The following is a 16,981-nucleotide window of genomic DNA, read 5'->3' on the forward strand; positions in this document are numbered from 1 at the left end:
CCTGTGGACAAGTAGGAGCCGACTCCCTTGGTAGAAGCAGGAAGCAGACCATCTAGAAACTACTTCTAGTTGAATGGTGGAGCTTAAATAAGCTTAGCCAGGTTTTGTATAGCAGAGATAAAGTGTATTGTAGAAAAATGATTCATCCTTTAGGAGGAGTGTAAATGACACAGGTAACTAATCCAACAACACCAGCAAGTTCACTAGCTGGAGGTGTCGGTGGCGGTGGCTTTACCGTTATCGGCACCCAAGGCGACAACAGGTTGAACGGCGGCCCCGGCAGCGATATCATCCTGACTTTTGGGGCCAACGATGTGGTCGCTGGTGGCAGTGGCAACGAGCTGATTATTACCGGCGGGGGCAATGACAGTGTTGGCGGCGGCGACGGCAACGATACCATCATTTCAGGCAGCGGCAACGATGTGGTCGCTGGTGGCACCGGCGATGACTTCATCTTTGCTGGTAAAGGTGATGACCTCGTAGACGGCGGCGATGGCAATGACTTAATTTCTGGCGACAGAGGCAACGACACCGTACTCGGCGGATCTGGGAGCGATACAGTCTTTGGTGGCCAAGGCAACGATGTTGTCGGCGGCGGCGACGGCAACGACAGCCTGTTCGGCGGTAAAGACAACGATACTGTCAATGGCGGTGCTGGCAATGACTTTATCTCTGGCGACAGAGGCAGCGATGTCCTGACCGGCGGTGCTGGCAGCGATACGTTCTACTTCTTCTCCAGCGGTGGCGATTATGGCGTAGATACGATCACTGACTTTACCCCTGGCGAAGATAAGATCCGCTTGAAGCAGGGCGGTGTGTTCTCTGGTTTGGGCAGTAGCTTCGATGCCAGCGAGTTTGTCGTCGTTTCTGGTTTCAACACAGCCAGCCCAGGAGCCACAACCAACAAGTTGATCTACGACCCCACAAGCGGTGCGCTGTTCTTCAACGGCAACAACGGAGTGCTACAGATTGCTCAGTTGCAGACTGGCCTGACGATTACCTCGAACAACTTCGAGCTGTTCTAAAACAACTGGCAGTTGTGGGGCGGCACTGGATAACATCTGGGGCTGTTCTCACACTGAAAGTTTTGGAAGCTTTCAACTTCATTCTGCCTGCGGCGGAGCGAAGTTGAAAGCTTTAATGTAGAGACAGAACTTATGCACGCGGAGTCAGCAACCCGGTTTCTTGGTAAATACTTCGCTAGGAAACCTAAGATACGGCAGATTCGAGGTTAATTAAGGAATGAGAATTAAATAACCTGCAATGCGTGATTTTCTTGTGGGATGGGCCAGAAAGCTCGTCCCTTATAGACGGGCTTTCTGGCCCATCCCACAGGCTTATGCAAATTATTTAATTCACGAGCCTAAGTACACCTCAGAAACCAGGAGGGTCGGCAGTCTTGGCACCGCCCTGAAGCGAAACCTGTTTTTTGTACTTCATTTGACAGTTGACAGTTGACCGTTGACCGTTGACAGCTTGCCCTGAGCGGCTTGTGCTGAGCGTAGCCGAAGTAAGTGGAAGGGTTGACAGTTGACCGCACGGGTAGCGACCTCTACCTGGAAGGAAGAGGATTGGAGTAATGAATAGTCTTCTGTTAATTTCTCCCGATCAGGCTTGGGGCTTTAAACGAATTCTTTCTGGTAAAAATTTTAACGATTTATTAGTGAAATTAATCGATCGCCCGATCGCATAAAATATAAATAGTCTGAAAATATCAAACTTTTAAATCATCATTTCTAAGGTTTACTGAAGCGGTATAGTAACCGCAACTGCTGGCGATCAATGAACACTCAAGAATATATCCGGCAAGCCCAAGTTTATTTCAACAAGGGGAAGTTAACTGAGGCGATCGATTTTTGTAAAATGGCGATCGAACTTCAACCATTTTCGCCCTCGGCTTACACGACTTTAGGCGAAATTTTGGAAGCGAGCGGCGATCCGACGGCGGCAAGAGACGCTTTTGTGCAAGCTTTGGAGATTTCGCCGCAGTTTTTTCTGGCTCATGCTTATTTGGGTCAACTTTATAGCGAGTATTGCTGGCTGGATGAGGCGGTTTTTCACTACGGGCAAGCTCTGGATTTGAAACCAGACTGGCCGGAGTTACATTATAACTTGGGAAATGTTTTTCACAACCAGGGTAATTTGTTGGGGGCGATCGACTGTTACCGAAAGGCGATCGCTCTTAACCCCAATTATCTACTTGCTTTCTACAATCTGGCTGTGGTTTTAGATGAAAATAATCAGATCGAAGCGGCAATTGATACCTACCGACAGGTGATTGCTCTGAAGCCGGATTACGTGGAAGCTTACAGCAATCTGGGTGTGATTTTGCTCAAGGACGATCGCGCTGCTGAGGCGATCGAGCTTTACCAGCGGGCGATCGAGATTAAGCCAGATTGGGCGACGCTGCACAATAATTTGGGTCAAGCGTTGCTCAACAAAAATCCCGATCGGGCGATCGCATCTTACCTCACAGCTATTGAGTTGAAGCCGGACATGGTTTTGGCTCACTACAATCTGGGGAAAGCGTGGCAAATACAGGGAGAACATTCGGCGGCGGTTGCTTGTTTCGATCGCGTGATCGAACTCGATCCCGAACATATTTCGGGCTATACAGACGCCGGGTTTTCTTTGATGGTTTTGGGCAAAATTGCTGACGCCATGCCTTATTTTAAGCGGGCGATAGCTCTGAAGCCCGATTTTGTTGAGGCTTACTGCCGTTTGGGAGACAGGCGCAGAGTTGCTGCTGTAGAAGATGATGAATTGTCAAGGGCGATCGCTGCGTGCGAGCGATTTCTCACAGCATTGATGGGAAGTTCGGCAACGGATTGTATAACGGATGTTACGGATGTCACTGATGTCACGGAGGTCACTGATTTAAGGGATTTAAAAGTCAAGAAAAAAGATAGTGTGGCTAGATATTTGTCAAGTGCAGAGCGCGAATTGCCTGTTGCTGTAATCTGCGATAATTTAGCCCAAATTTACTTGCATTTGGGAAATGCTTTAACAGAGTACGGCGGACACGAATCAGCCGTCGCTTATTATCAAAAAGCTTTGCAAATTCAGCCGAAAAATGCAGAGCTTTACTGGCGGCTGGGAAATTGCTTAGCGCAGCAGCAGCGCTTGGGCGCAGCAGTTGCAGTTTACCGCCTGGCTTTGACGATTCAACCTGCTTTACCGCAGGTTTATTTTGAGTTGGCAAAACTGCTGGAAAAACAGGGCAGTTGGGAACGGTCGATAGATTATTATCAAAAGGTTTTAGAGTTGCAATTGCACGGGTATGGGGAACCCAAAAACTGGAAAAAAGAGAGTTTTATCTCGCCCGATCGCAATTCTCTAGAACGTCCTCACGCTATTTATTTATCGAGTTGGGATTGGCTGGTTAATGCTAAGTTGGATGCGGGCAATTATGTGGAAATAGTTTGGAAATCTGCACCAGAAGCCTGTGCCGAAAATATTCCGACTTCCCAATTTTCGCTAAGAAATTCGCAATCGGGAAATACCGATTGTACAGGTTTAACTTGCGGGCTGTGTTTGCAGAGGATTTCTAAGTGGTTCGATCCGGTGCATTTGGGTTGGGGAGTTTGCCGTTTGTCCAACTTGCAACCGCTACCTGTGGAGTCGCCCAAGACTTTTGTGGCACAGATTCCCAACGGGCGAGTTTGGATTGTGCCGCAGGAAAATTATTGGATGATTTGCAAGGCGATCACTGTAATTACTCCGGACAATTATTTGTTGGCTGATGTGTCGAGAGATTATCCGGGGTTTTTGCCTGGATGCGAAAAGCATGATGTTAGGAAACACAGCGTTTTTAACTTAGAATCGTTTCCACCTTTAAAGCAGATTGACGGTACCGTGGCGGTGCTTTCGGGTTTGTCGGGAAATGTCTATTTTCACTGGATGGTTGATGTTTTGCCAAGGATAGAATTGCTGCGGCGCAGCGGTAGGGATTTTGCGGAGATAGATTGGTTTTTGGTTAACAGTTGTCAGCACCAATTTCAGCGGGAAAGTCTAAGAATTATGGGCATTCCCGAAGAGAAAGTCTTGGAGAGCGATCGCATTCCTCACCTTCAAGCAACAGAGTTAATTGTCCCGTCTTTTGCCGGATATTTGGGGTGGCCTTCGGGGTGGGCTATGGATTTTTTGAGGCGCGAGTTTCTCCAGGGAATTCTACCTAGTTCCAGCTATCCAAAACGCATTTATATCAGCCGCAGCAAAGCGAGATACCGCCGAGTTTTGAACGAGGAAGATGTGGTTGAGGTTTTGGAACAATCGGGGTTTGTTTCTCTTTTACCAGAGTCGATGTCTTTGGCTGAACAAATTGCTCATTTTTACCACGCTGAGGTGATAGTTGCTGCCCACGGCAGCGGCTTGACAAATACAATTTTTTGTCGCAAAGGAACTAAAGTAATTGAGTTGGTGTCACCACACTATATTAGCCATTATTACTGGGGAAGCAGTCAATATTTGCAGTTGGAACATTACTTTTTAGCGGGGGAGGCTTTTGAATGCTATCCTATTAGACAGTTGATGTATCAGAATTCGCTGACTGAAGATATTTTAGTGAACTTGAGTTCGCTGAAAAGGATGGTTGAAGTGGTGGGTTTGAGTTAGTTGGTGTCTGGAGCAAGTTTAATTATGCCCTCGATTGAGAAGATGGAAAAGGCAGCAGTTGATTTGAGTCGGCAAGCAGAACTTTATTTAGCCGAAGGAAAGTTGAATGAGGCAGTTGCTGCTTGCGAGTCAGCGTTGAAAATTGAACCGAATTTGGTGGCAGCTTGCCAGACGCTGGGAAAGGTGATGCAGGTTCGAGGTGAAATCGAGCAAGCTAAGCAGTGGTATGAAAGGGCGATCGAGCATAATCCAAATTTGCCGGAAGTTTACGCTAATCTCGGCAGTTTGTATTCTCAAGGAAAACAGTGGGAAAAGGCGATCGCCAATTGTGAAAAAGCGATTTCGCTAGCGCCGAATTTTGCTGCTGTTTACCGACAGTTGGCGAGAATTTGGACGCAGTTAGAGAAGCCAGAAGAGGCGGCAGACTGTTGGTATCAAGCTTTTAATATCGAGCCGAATTGGGCAACTGCTGACGAGCACGTCACTCTGGGAAATAGTTTTGTTGAATTGGGAAAGGTCGATCACGCTATTGAATGTTATTCGCGGGCAATTGGGTTAAACCCCAAGCTGGCAACAGCTTATCACAATTTGGGAGAAATGCTGGTTGGTCAGAAGCGGTGGGATGAGGCGATCGCCAATTACCGACAAGCCATTGCCATCAATGCTAATTCGTTTGAATCTTACCACAGTTTGGGTAAAACTTGGGCGGAGCGAGGAGAATTAGATCGGGCGATCGCCTGTTACCACAAAAGCCTCGAACTCAATCCCAAATACGCTCGTGCTTACGTGGGTTTAGGTAATGTTTTCGCGCAAAAACGCGACTTTGATGCAGCCATTAAATGTTACCGTCAGACTCTGGAAATTAATGATAATTCCTACTGGGCATACAATTGCTTAGGGGACGCTTTGGCTCAAAAAAAACTGTGGCAGGAAGCTATTAGTTGCTACCGCAAAGCTATTGAAATAAATCCAAATATTCCTTGGTTTTATGTCAATTTGGGAATTGCCTTCACCTGCGAACAATCCTGGGATGAGGCTGTTAGCGCTTACCTGCACGCGGTTCAGATTGAGCCGAATTTGACGGGAATTAATCAGCGGTTGGGATATGTTTTGCGGAAGCGAAGCGAATCTGGTTTAGACAGCACAATCGAAACTTATTGTCAAGCTATTGAGGTACTTGCAAGCGGGAAAAATTACCACAACTTGCTGGGAATTGAGTTAGATGGAGCGGAGTTTTATATAAATTTAGGCAATAGTTTAGCAAAACAGAAGCAGTTGGAAGGTGCGATCGTATTTTATAGTATGGCACTGCAAATTAAACCCAATGCTGCCGAAGTTTTCGCCAAACTGGATGAGGTTCGGGCAAAACAACAGGAGTTATACGCACAAATTGCCACTTACCGCCACCAAATAGAAATCGAGCCGAGCAATTCTAAGCCTTACAACGATTTAGGAAATATTTTACCGCAATTAGGGGAATTAGAAGAAGCAATTATTTGCCACCAAAAAGCGAGCGAATTGAGGGGTTGGCCTGAGTGTGCGGCGAAAGATTATCAATTTACCCAAGATTGGTTTACCCACAATATTCCTATTTGGAAACGGCATTTGCAGGAATTTACCGGAATTGCGGATTTTCAAGTGGTGGAAATCGGCAGTTTTCAGGGAATGTCGGCTTGCTGGCTGCTGGATAATATTTTAACTCACCCGACGGCAAAGATTACTTGTATTGATTTGTATTTTCAACAACATTTTAAGGGCAATATTGTTAAAACTGGAGCAGCAGATCGGGTAATTGAATTAGAAGGTTACTCTCAAGAGTTGTTAATTAATTTGGCTTCGGAATATTACGATGTTGCTTACATTGACGGCTGTCACAAACCCACCAGTGCTCTGCAAGATGCGATTTTATCTTGGAGGTTGGTGAAAGTTGGGGGATTGATGATTTTTGACGATTACGAGTTTACGTTTCCCGACAGCCCGGAGCAAGATACTAAAATTGGGATAGATGTTTTTTTGGAGATGTTTGGAAGTCAGTTAGAAGTTGTACATAAAGGCTATCAACTCATTGTCAAAAAAATTGGCAATCAAAGTTTGGGCGAAGAGCAAACTCTGTTGTCTCTGGGTTGGGAAAAGTTGGGGGATATTGCGGCAAATTCCGGTTATTTGGATGAGGGGAGTGCCCGCTATCAAACAGCTATTAAAATTAAGTCGGGCAACTACTTAACTTACCACAAGTTAGGTAAAACTCTGCAAAAGAAAGAACTATTTGACGAGGCTAGGGCAGCTTACCAACAGGCGATCGCACTAAACCCTAATTTGAGTTGGTCTTACCACTTTTTGGGGGAAACTTTGCAGGCGATGGAGGAATACGACGCAGCCGCTGCTGCTTACCGCAAAGCTATTGAGTTAAATTCCGATTTTTGTTGGACTTACAACTATTTAGGCGATGTACTGATGGATCTTTCTGAGTGGGAGGAAGCTGCTGTTGCGTACCGCAAGTTAGTTGAACTAAATCCCTATTTTTGTTGGTCTTACGAGAGATTAGGTAAGGCTTTGGTTGCACTAGAAAATTGGGAAAAAGCGACGGCTGCTTACGGCAAAGCTATTGAATTAAACCCCAATGATTGTTGGCTGTACAATAGTTTGGGGGAAGTTCTGGAAGCACAAGAAAATTGGCCCGAAGCAGCAGTGGCTTTTGGTCGTGCTATTGAGCTAGAATCTGACCATAGTTGGCTGTACAAAAAGTTGGGTGATGCACTGCGGAGTCAAGGGGAATTGGGAAAGGCGATCGCCATTTATGAAAAAGGCATCAATCTCGATCCAAAATCCTGCTGGTGTTACGAAGGATTGGGTTTGACTTTAATTGCAAAACAGCAGTGGGAACCTGCAATCACTAATTTAATTCAAGCCCTGCAAATTAAACCGGATTTGTTTGAAGCTTACGATAATATAGGTTATGCTCTGGAACAACAAGGAGAAGCCGATGAGAGCGATCACGCAAAATGCAGTAATCAAAATTTACCCTTAAGTGTTCTCAAAAAATACTGTGGGTTGACAGAAGATTTGACTGTTGCTGCAGAATCCAATCCTAACATCACCTGTATTGACATCCATCCGGCGAGTCAAATCAATTTATCTGATTCCAAAACAATCGATAGCAACCGCAGATTCTGGGAACATCAAAGTCATTCAAGAAAAGCTTTTGTTGCCGTATTGCCAAACGGACGAGCTTGGGCAGATGTTGTGACTAGCGCCGTGATTACTTCAGACAATAAACTTGTTCCTGATATTTCAATGGGTTGTCCGGAATTGGTAATTACTTCCGACAAATTGCCTCCCGCTGAACACGTCGATGGAAATGTAGCTTTTTTATCTGCTCGTTGGGGTGGAGCTGCTTATTTTCATTGGATGTTTGATGTGATTACGCGATTTGACCTTTTGCAGCGGAGCGGATTGATAGAAATTATAGATAAGTTTGTCGTCAATGCCTCGGATTCTTCCTATCAAGCAGAAACTTTAAAGAGTTTAGGAATTTCTCAAGATAAACTTTTAGAAAGTCGCTGCAATTTACACATTACAGCCGATAAATTAATAGTTCCGTCAATATCTTATGACGGAGCTGGTGCCGTTTCTAAATGGAAGTGTGAATATCTAAAACAGACATTTTTAAATGAACAACCGCCCATAAATACAGAGTATTCAGAGCGCATTTATATCAGCAGGCAACAAGCATCATATCGGCGAATCGTCAATGATGAAGAGGTAATTAAATACTTAGAGAAATTAGGGTTTCGCAGTGTCAAGTTGGAAACGATGTCGGTAGCGGAACAAGCATCGTGTTTGGCTGCTGCTAAAGTAGTTGTCGCGCCTCACGGAGGGGGGTTGACTAATCTAGTTTTTTGCAGTCCGGGAACTAAGGTAATTGAGATTTTTTCTCCCCTTTACGTTCCGCATTGTTATTGGATGATTAGCAATTTGTGCGGTTTGGAACATTACTATTTAATTGGCGATTTGGTTGATGATGGAACTCAGACCAAACCTTTACATAAAGATATGCAGTTGGATTTGAACTCGCTGGAAAAATTACTAGCTATGGCAGGAGTTTTGCATGGATAATGACTACCAGAATTTGGGGAATTCCCTGCAAGAAAGCGCTCGGTTTGATGAGGCGGTTGCTGCTTACAAAAAAGCTCTTGAATTAAATCCTAATTTTTCTTGGTCTTATCACAGTTTGGGCGATGTTTTGCTGAAACTTGAAAAATGGGAGGAAGCTGTCGCTGCTTACAAGAAAGCTGTTGAGTTAAATCCAGATTTTTCCTGGTCTTATCACAATTTGGGCGATGCTTTGCTGAAACTTCGGCGATGGGAAGAAGCTGCTGCTGCTTACCGCTGCGAGATTGCACTCAACTCGGATTTTGCTTGGTCTTTTTGTAATTTAGGCGACGCTTTAACTAAAGTAAAACAGTGGGATGAAGCTATCGCTACGTATTTAAAAGCTATTGAAATTGACGGAGATTTGCTGCCGGGAATTTACGAGAAGTTGGGATATGCTCTGGGACAAACAGAGTCTGATTTAAAGTTGGTGTTAGAACAATCTCAATTGCAAATTACACCGGAAAATTGGGATTTTTATTTGCAGTTAGGAAAGAATTTAGCCAAGTACGATCGCCCAAAAAGCGCAATTATTTTTTACAATTTGCTATTGACAAATATGCCGGATTGTCCGGAAGTGTCAGGAAAATTAGAGGAGTTGTTGCAGCAGCAAGAAAAGTGCGTTAGCGAAGCCCTCGAAGAGGATCGCGCATTAGCCTCATCTCGCGCAACTGTCGCCCAAAAACCCGATGATTGCTGGTCTTATTACAATTTAGGTGCTGTTCTGAGCCACCAAAAATACTGGGAGGAAGCGGCGGCGGCATTTTTCCAAGCAATACAAATAAATCCCGATATTCCTTGGTGGTTTTATTACAATTTGTGGGAAGTTTTGGTTAAGGAAAACAAGCTGGATGAAGTTGAAAACTTGTACCGCGCAGTTGTTGATGCTAAACCGGAGGCTTTTTGGCCTTATCTGAATTTGGGGGAAGCTTTGACGAGGCAAGGTAAAATTGCGGAGGCGATTGATTTTTATCGAACTGTCAGTTTTAAACAAAGTTTTGCATCTATTATAAGTAATAGAACAGGCAAGATGCCTGTTCTACAAGCAGATACAGGCAAGATGCCTATTCTACCAAATTGGAACTTAAAACCAGTACAATTTCCTAACTTTATAATTATTGGTTCTCAGCGGTGTGGCACAACTTCTCTTTATACTTATTTAGCCCAACACCCGCAAATTTTGACTCCGATTAAAAAGGAGATGGATTTTTTCTCGTGGCACTTTGACAGAGGGATTGATTGGTATTTGGCTCATTTTCCGCCAATGCCTCCGGGAGAGCAATTTTTGACAGGCGAAGCAAGTCCGAGCTATTTTGACTATCGGGAAGCACCGGAACGGCTCTACAGGCTGTTTCCAGAGGCTAAACTGATTGTACTTTTGCGAAATCCGGTCGATCGGGCGATTTCTCAATTTTACCGCTTGACTGGCTTAAATTGGGAAGCGCGATCGCTCGATCGAGTAATTAGCGATGAAATTGAACGGTTGAGTCAAAATCCAGAATACATCATCGGCGAGGAACCGGGTACTTATTTAGCTCGCGGTAGGTACATAGAATTTATAAAAAACTGGCGGACTTTCTTTCCCCAAGAACAGTTGTTAATTTTGAAAAGCGAAGATTTTTATGCAGGTGCAGCGACAACACTCAAGCAAGTTTTAGAATTCTTAGATTTGCCGGAATATCAATTGTCTGAATACCCAAATGCTAATCCTGGTTCTTATCAGCGGGTAAATGAGTCAGTTCACGACAGGTTGAGCGATTATTTCCGACCTTACAATCAGGAATTAGAGGAATATTTGGGGCGGAGATTTGATTGGAAATAAGATAAAACTTACCGTTAAAACCGCGCCTATACAAACTTGCACCTGCCTCCGCAGGTTGAATAAAAGGCGATTAAACTTGGGTTGTTCTCTTCAGTCTGCGGAGGCAGACATCGTTTGTGTAGAAGCGGTTTCAACCGCCGTCTGCTACTGCTACAATTAGAACAACTTGTAAGGAGGTAATACTAATGCTGACGTTCGAGCTAGATACATTACTTAAGAAACAAGCACTCCAACGCCAAGATCCTGAAGAACGCTACATCACGGATAGGGTGAACTGGGAACAATACGAGACAGTGCTGAATCGGATTGGAGATACAGCAGGATATCGAGTTACTTATTTAGATGGAGTTTTGGAAATTATGTCGCCTTCTCGCCGCCATGAAAGTAGAAAAACTCGCATTGGAGATCTGCTGCTTATTTATTTTGTAGAAGCTGACATCGAATATTTTCCTTTTGGGTCTACAACTCTGCGACAAGAGGAAAAAAGTGGCGGTACGGAGCCGGATGAAGCTTACTGTATTGGCACAGATAAAGAATTTCCCGATTTGGTAATTGAAGTGATTGTTACCAGTGGTAGCATCAATAAATTAGAACTGTATAGAAGGTTGAATGTGCGAGAGGTTTGGTTCTGGCGAAATGACCGATTTTATATCTACTGTTTGCGAGAAGAAATTCCGGTTGAATTCGTGTCAAACTGCGGTTATGAACTCATTACAAAAAGCGAATTGCTACCGGGAATTGATATCGATATGTTGACAGAATGTGTAAAAAATCCTCACCCGTTAGCAGCAGCAAAGGAATGGAGACAGAATTGCCGACCAACTTAAACAGCAAGTTTTAAATCTGCTAGCTGTCGCAAAGACAATGAACTGATCTCCCGCGCGCGCCGCGAGATTGATTCGGACTATGATTCAAACCATCGTCGCAAAGACAATGAACTGAACTCGCGCGCGCGCCCAAGTCCGAGAAAAAAACCCACCTACCCTTGACAAGTCATACTCGTTATGAGTACGCTATAATAAGCAAAGGAATTGAACCCAAGTACCCAAAAATTTAAAATCATGCTGACGAACCAAGAAGGTCAAAGAGTACCCAAAGTCACCTTTCGCACTCGCAAAGACAACGAGTGGGTGGATGTCACCACGGATGATATATTTGCAGGTAAAACCGTAGTAGTCTTCTCGCTGCCGGGAGCTTTTACTCCCACTTGTTCGTCAACGCACCTCCCCGGTTACAACGAATTGGCCAAAGTTTTCAAAGAAAACGGCGTAGATGAAATCGTTTGTATTTCCGTCAACGACACCTTTGTGATGAACGAGTGGGCAAAAGACCAAGAAGCAGACAATGTGACGTTAATTCCCGACGGTAACGGCGAATTTACTCAAGGCATGGGAATGCTGGTAGACAAAACAGATTTAGGGTTTGGCAAGCGGTCTTGGCGTTATTCGATGCTGGTAAAAGATGGCTTGGTTGACAAAATGTTTATTGAGCCTGATGAACCGGGCGACCCTTTCAAAGTGTCCGATGCCGAGACGATGCTCAACTACATCAACTCCGCAGCAACCAAGCCGAAGCTAGTTTCGCTGTTTACAAAAATGGGCTGTCCCTTCTGTGCCAAGGCTAAGGGAATGCTGAGTCAAAAGGGCTTGGATTATGAAGAAATCGTCTTGGGCCGGGATATCACAACCCGATCGCTCCGGGCTATGACTGGGGCTACAACTGTGCCGCAAGTATTTATCGACGGCAAGTTGATCGGTGGTTCCGAAGCCCTAGAGTCTTATTTGGCAGTTGCTTAGTTAAACAACAATAACTTAGCTTGCGGGTGCCCGCGTGCACACCTTACAACGAGTAAGGTGTGCACTGTGCGCCTTTGCCGTATTTGGCGGTATTTAGCCCGATCGAGCTTTCGGGTCATTAGTTCGATCGGTCTATTGATCCATTCTCGTGCCACAATTACTGGGGAAGTAATATTAAAAACGCAAGAAATGGGAGTTACCGATCGTGGATTTGAGTTTAGTAGCGTCAAATATCTTAAATCCCCCAATATTAGCTTTTTTCATGGGAATGCTGGCAATTTTTCTCAAATCTGATTTAGAAATCCCAGCGCCCATCCCCAAACTGTTTTCGCTGTACCTGCTGTTTGCGATCGGATTTAAAGGTGGCGTTGAACTGTCCAGAAGCGGAATTGACCAGCAAGTCGCCCTGACAATTTTGGCAGCGATGCTGATGTCAATGCTAGTACCAATTTATACTTTTTTCATACTGAGGATCAAACTCGACTCCTACAATGCTGCGGCGATCGCAGCCACCTACGGTTCCATCAGCGCGGTCACATTTATCACCGCAACATCCTTCCTTACAGCACAGGGGATCGACTTTGACGGTTACATGGTAGCCGCGCTAGCATTAATGGAATCCCCAGCAATTATAGTTGGTCTGATTCTAGTCAGTGTATTTGGCGGGGAAGAAGGAAAACGCGAAATAGTTTGGCCAGAAGTGTTGCAAGAAGCATTCCTAAACAGTTCAGTTTTTCTGCTGATTGGCAGCCTAGTTATGGGCGTACTGACAGGAGAACATGGTTGGGAAGTTATGAGTCCGTTTACTCAAGACTTGTTTTACGGAGTTTTGACTTTTTTCTTGCTAGACATGGGGCTGGTTGCTGCTAGCAGAATTAAAGATTTGCAAGAAGCAGGAATTTTTCTGATCGGCTTTGCAATCCTAATTCCCATAGTCAACGCAGTAATTGCTTTGCTAATAGCGAAATTAATCGGAATGCCAGAGGGAGACACTTTGCTGTTTGCCGTATTGTGCGCGAGTGCTTCTTATATAGCAGTACCAGCAGCCATGCGCCTAACTGTTCCCGAAGCAAATCCAAGTCTTTACATTTCAACTGCCTTAGCAGTGACATTTCCATTTAATATCATTGTAGGCATTCCCCTGTATCTATACGGAATCAATATGTTTTGGAGGTGAGATGATGGAGTCAGTCAAAAGAGTAGAAATCATAGCCCACTCAGTAGAACTCGGCAAGATTTTAGACGGTTTAGACAAAGCTGGCGTACCGGGTTATTCGGTGATTCGTGATGTCGCTGGAAAAAGCACTAGGGATCACGTTTCTCGTGGTTCATCAATGACGGCACTGGATAACATTTATGTGCTTGCTTTTTGTTCACCAGCTCAAGTTTCAGCAGTTGCAGAAAACATTAGACCCATTCTCAATAAATTTGGTGGGTCGTGTTTTATTTCAGATGCGGTGGAATTGCTAATTACTAGGTGCGTCGGGTAGTCATTAGTTATTGGTGATTATACCAATTCGGAAAAGTAGAGCTACATATAGATTATACGCCATTAGGGACACGGCAATGCCGTGTTCTTGCGCGTATCTGTGACTTTAATCCTAGGCTTCGGGTTCCGACAGCCACCACGGGTGAGAATGCCCATCCGTTTTAGCTTTTCCATAAGTTTTTTCTTATTACTTTAGCCTGATTTAAAAAAGGCGATTTTGAAAATATTTTCTGTCGATTATAGCACTTTTACAAGTTTATACTCATCAGACATTAGCCATTAGTCAGCAGTCTTTTCAGGATTAATTGCCCTTCCCAGCCGGGGCACTATTCAGAATTCTTAAGATATAGAAAAGAATCAGTTGCCAAAATCCGTTAGCGTGGTAAATTCTAAGCCACAACAGGCGATCACCCGATCGACTAACGATATTTTCAATAGGAGTTTAAACATGGCTGCATTAAAAGTTGGCATCAACGGATTTGGTCGCATCGGACGGCTAGTCATGCGTGCCGGCATCAAAAACCCCAACATCGAATTTGTCGGCATTAACGACTTAGTTTCGCCAGACAACCTGGCTTATCTTTTCAAATACGACTCTACCCACGGCATTTACGACGGCGAAGTTGAAAGCAAACCAGACGGGATTGTCGTTGACGGAAAATTTATCCCCTGCACAGCGATTAGAAATCCGGCAGAATTGCCCTGGGGTAAATCCGGGGCAGATTATGTTGTAGAATCTACCGGATTGTTTACAGATTTTGAAGGCGCATCAAAACACTTGACTGCCGGAGCAAAACGAGTAATACTTTCAGCACCGACTAAAGACCCGGAAAAAGTACCAACATATCTAGTAGGCGTCAACCACCACAAATTTGACCCGGCAAAAGATACTGTTGTTTCTAATGCTAGCTGTACGACGAATTGTTTAGCACCAATTGCCAAAGTTATCAACGATAACTTCGGTTTGGAAGAAGGTTTAATGACTACAGTTCACGCCATGACCTCTACTCAACCAACGGTAGACGGGCCCAGCCAAAAAGATTGGCGGGGAGGACGCGGTGCGGCTCAAAATATTATTCCCTCTTCGACTGGTGCAGCAAAAGCTGTTACTTTGGTGTTGCCAGAATTGAAAGGAAAATTGACTGGAATGGCTTTGCGCGTGCCAACTCCTGACGTGTCTGTAGTTGACCTTACTTTCAAAACGGCGAAGGAAACTAGCTATAAAGAAATTTGCGAGGCAATGAAAAAAGCTTCCGAGGGCGAACTCAAAGGCCTTCTTGGATATACTGAGGATGCGGTAGTTTCGACAGATTTTCAAGGCGACGCGCGATCGAGCATTTTCGATGCAGGTGCGGGAATTGAACTGAATTCTAAGTTTTTCAAAGTCGTTTCCTGGTACGACAACGAGTGGGGTTATTCTTGCCGCGTGATAGACTTAATGGTGTCTATGGCCGAGAAAGACGGGATTTTGAATAATTGATTTTTTGTGAGGTGGCATTTTGGGCGGGCTCGCGTGTCCACCCCACACACAAATTCCTATGATTTTTTGTGGAACGGGCATCTTGCCCGTTCCTGATAATGTTATCTAATGTGAGTTAAACTTTTTTTATTTCCGATACGATCGCGCTCATGTCTGAATTACCACCGCTGAATAACGAAACTATTTGGGCTATTCTCAACGAAGAAATCGACGATGCTGCCGTCAACCGATTAGTTTGGCTGTATCTGGGCTACCGCTGGGATGCCGAGACTGACAAGTGGAACAGTGCAGATGTTGCAGCCGAGTGGCGGCAAGAGTACCCGGAACCGCCGGATTTTATCGATTCTAGGCCGGCGACGGTGAAATTGACTCGATCGACTCCTCCAGAAAACAAGCAGTTGCTGAAGGAAAAATTGGGCTTTAAAGGCTACAAAATTGGGGAATTCGGGCCGAGACAGACTCGCAGGGCGACGATGGCTAATTGGTTGATGGGTTTTATCGAATCTGGGGCGTAAGAGGAATTTTCGATGGCTGTGCGATTCTTGCCCACGTTATAGTACAGAGATATTAGATTTTTTGGCAGGAAAACCCCTAAATCCCTATAAAGGATTGAAAGCTTGATTAAACTCTTCCTCTGTTTCTCTGAGTTCTCTGAGTTCTCTGCTTCCTCTGCGGTTAATTAAAAAAAATTAAGCCGATTGAAAGTCAAAAAACACTAAAACCCGCCAATTCCAACATCCTCACCCCCAAACCTGACATCGGGCTGTTCCGTAAAGTATTCTAGAGTCGGCACAACACAACTGTGAGGAAAGCTTTATGAAAACAACCACCATATCTCGCTTAACCAGCATTTCCCTCGCTACCCTAATGCTAGCGGGCGTTTCAGTAAGTGCGATCGCCACCCCAGCCACCACCCAACCCGCAACCCAACTCGCCCAAGCTACCGCCAAAAAGCGCCTCGTCGTCATGGATTTCGACTACGGCACCACCAACAGCTATTACACTTCCTACAGAGGAGTCGGCGCCGCCAAAGGCATCAGCGAACTGCTAATCAACGAACTCGTCAACAATGGCACTTATACAGTAGTCGATCGTAGCAAACTCGAACAAGCGCTCAAACAGCAAAATCGCAGCGGTGCGATGGATGCCGGCACAGCAGCCGAAATAGGCAAACAATTAGGAGTTGACGCCGTTCTCATCGGCACCATTACCAAGTTTAATATTGACAAACAATCAGGCGGCGGAAGTTTCATGGGCATCGGCGCCGGTTCGCAAAAAACCAAAGCTACCGTTCAAATAGACGTGCGGTTAATCGGTACAGCTTCAGGAGATATTCTTGCCACCGCCAAAGCAGTAGGAGAAGCCGATCAAAGCGATTCTAATATTTCAGTCAGGGGAATCAGTAGCAATTCTGGCAGCAGTAATGAGGATACACTTTTGAGCGCTGCAGTTGACAAAGCCGTATCACAAATGGTTACTAAACTTGCAGAGATATCTAAGAAATTAGGTTAGCAATCAGGCATCATATCAATGCTGATACCAAATCCGGCTTATAGTCATTTCAAATAAATGTGAGACAGAGGCAAGATCATGATAAAATCGATAAAAATAGTTAATTAGAAAAAAAT

The 16,981-nt window shown here is 44.8% G+C and carries 11 protein-coding genes; all 11 read left to right on the forward strand.

All coding sequences use genetic code 11. The features are described 5' to 3' along the window. Positions 1-164: 164 nt before the first annotated feature. The 11 genes from QUA40_RS10125 (at position 165) to QUA40_RS10175 (ending at position 16,865) form a co-directional block, all read left to right on the forward strand. Positions 165-1,025 (forward strand): calcium-binding protein, encoded by an 861-nt coding sequence (locus QUA40_RS10125; protein WP_333124769.1) that lies wholly within the window; start codon positions 165-167, stop codon positions 1,023-1,025. Positions 1,026-1,782: 757 nt separating this feature from the next. Continuing rightward, positions 1,783-4,614, forward strand: a complete 2,832-nt coding sequence (locus tag QUA40_RS10130; RefSeq protein WP_333124771.1) for a tetratricopeptide repeat protein — start codon at positions 1,783-1,785, stop codon at positions 4,612-4,614. Between the two features lie 24 nt (positions 4,615-4,638). Beyond that, entirely contained in the window at positions 4,639-8,730 is a 4,092-nt protein-coding gene (locus QUA40_RS10135; protein WP_333124774.1) for a tetratricopeptide repeat protein, read from the forward strand. Further along, positions 8,723-10,588, forward strand: a complete 1,866-nt coding sequence (locus tag QUA40_RS10140) for a tetratricopeptide repeat protein (RefSeq protein ID WP_333124776.1) — start codon at positions 8,723-8,725, stop codon at positions 10,586-10,588. The genes QUA40_RS10135 and QUA40_RS10140 overlap by 8 nt, the downstream gene beginning before the upstream one ends. 185 nt (positions 10,589-10,773) lie before the next feature. Beyond that, on the forward strand, positions 10,774-11,415 hold the full coding sequence (locus QUA40_RS10145; protein WP_333124779.1) for a Uma2 family endonuclease: 642 nt from the start codon (positions 10,774-10,776) through the stop codon (positions 11,413-11,415). A gap of 234 nt (positions 11,416-11,649) precedes the next feature. Next, entirely contained in the window at positions 11,650-12,384 is a 735-nt protein-coding gene (locus QUA40_RS10150; RefSeq protein ID WP_333124782.1) for a glutathione peroxidase, read from the forward strand. Between the two features lie 205 nt (positions 12,385-12,589). Further along, entirely contained in the window at positions 12,590-13,561 is a 972-nt protein-coding gene (locus tag QUA40_RS10155; RefSeq protein ID WP_333124784.1) for a sodium-dependent bicarbonate transport family permease, read from the forward strand. Between the two features lies 1 nt (position 13,562). Beyond that, the gene (locus QUA40_RS10160; RefSeq protein ID WP_333124788.1) at positions 13,563-13,874 is read left to right on the forward strand and encodes a P-II family nitrogen regulator; all 312 of its coding nucleotides are present in this window, start codon (positions 13,563-13,565) and stop codon (positions 13,872-13,874) included. A gap of 447 nt (positions 13,875-14,321) precedes the next feature. Then, the gene (gene gap, locus QUA40_RS10165) at positions 14,322-15,353 is read left to right on the forward strand and encodes a type I glyceraldehyde-3-phosphate dehydrogenase (protein ID WP_333124791.1); all 1,032 of its coding nucleotides are present in this window, start codon (positions 14,322-14,324) and stop codon (positions 15,351-15,353) included. A gap of 149 nt (positions 15,354-15,502) precedes the next feature. Next, entirely contained in the window at positions 15,503-15,868 is a 366-nt protein-coding gene (locus tag QUA40_RS10170; RefSeq protein ID WP_333124794.1) for a DUF1823 family protein, read from the forward strand. Between the two features lie 301 nt (positions 15,869-16,169). Next, positions 16,170-16,865 (forward strand): LPS assembly lipoprotein LptE, encoded by a 696-nt coding sequence (locus QUA40_RS10175; RefSeq protein ID WP_333124797.1) that lies wholly within the window; start codon positions 16,170-16,172, stop codon positions 16,863-16,865. Positions 16,866-16,981 lie beyond the last annotated feature (116 nt).

This window comes from Microcoleus sp. Pol11C3, from assembly GCF_036701485.1.
In the GTDB taxonomy this organism is placed as follows: Bacteria; Cyanobacteriota; Cyanobacteriia; order Cyanobacteriales; family Microcoleaceae; genus Microcoleus.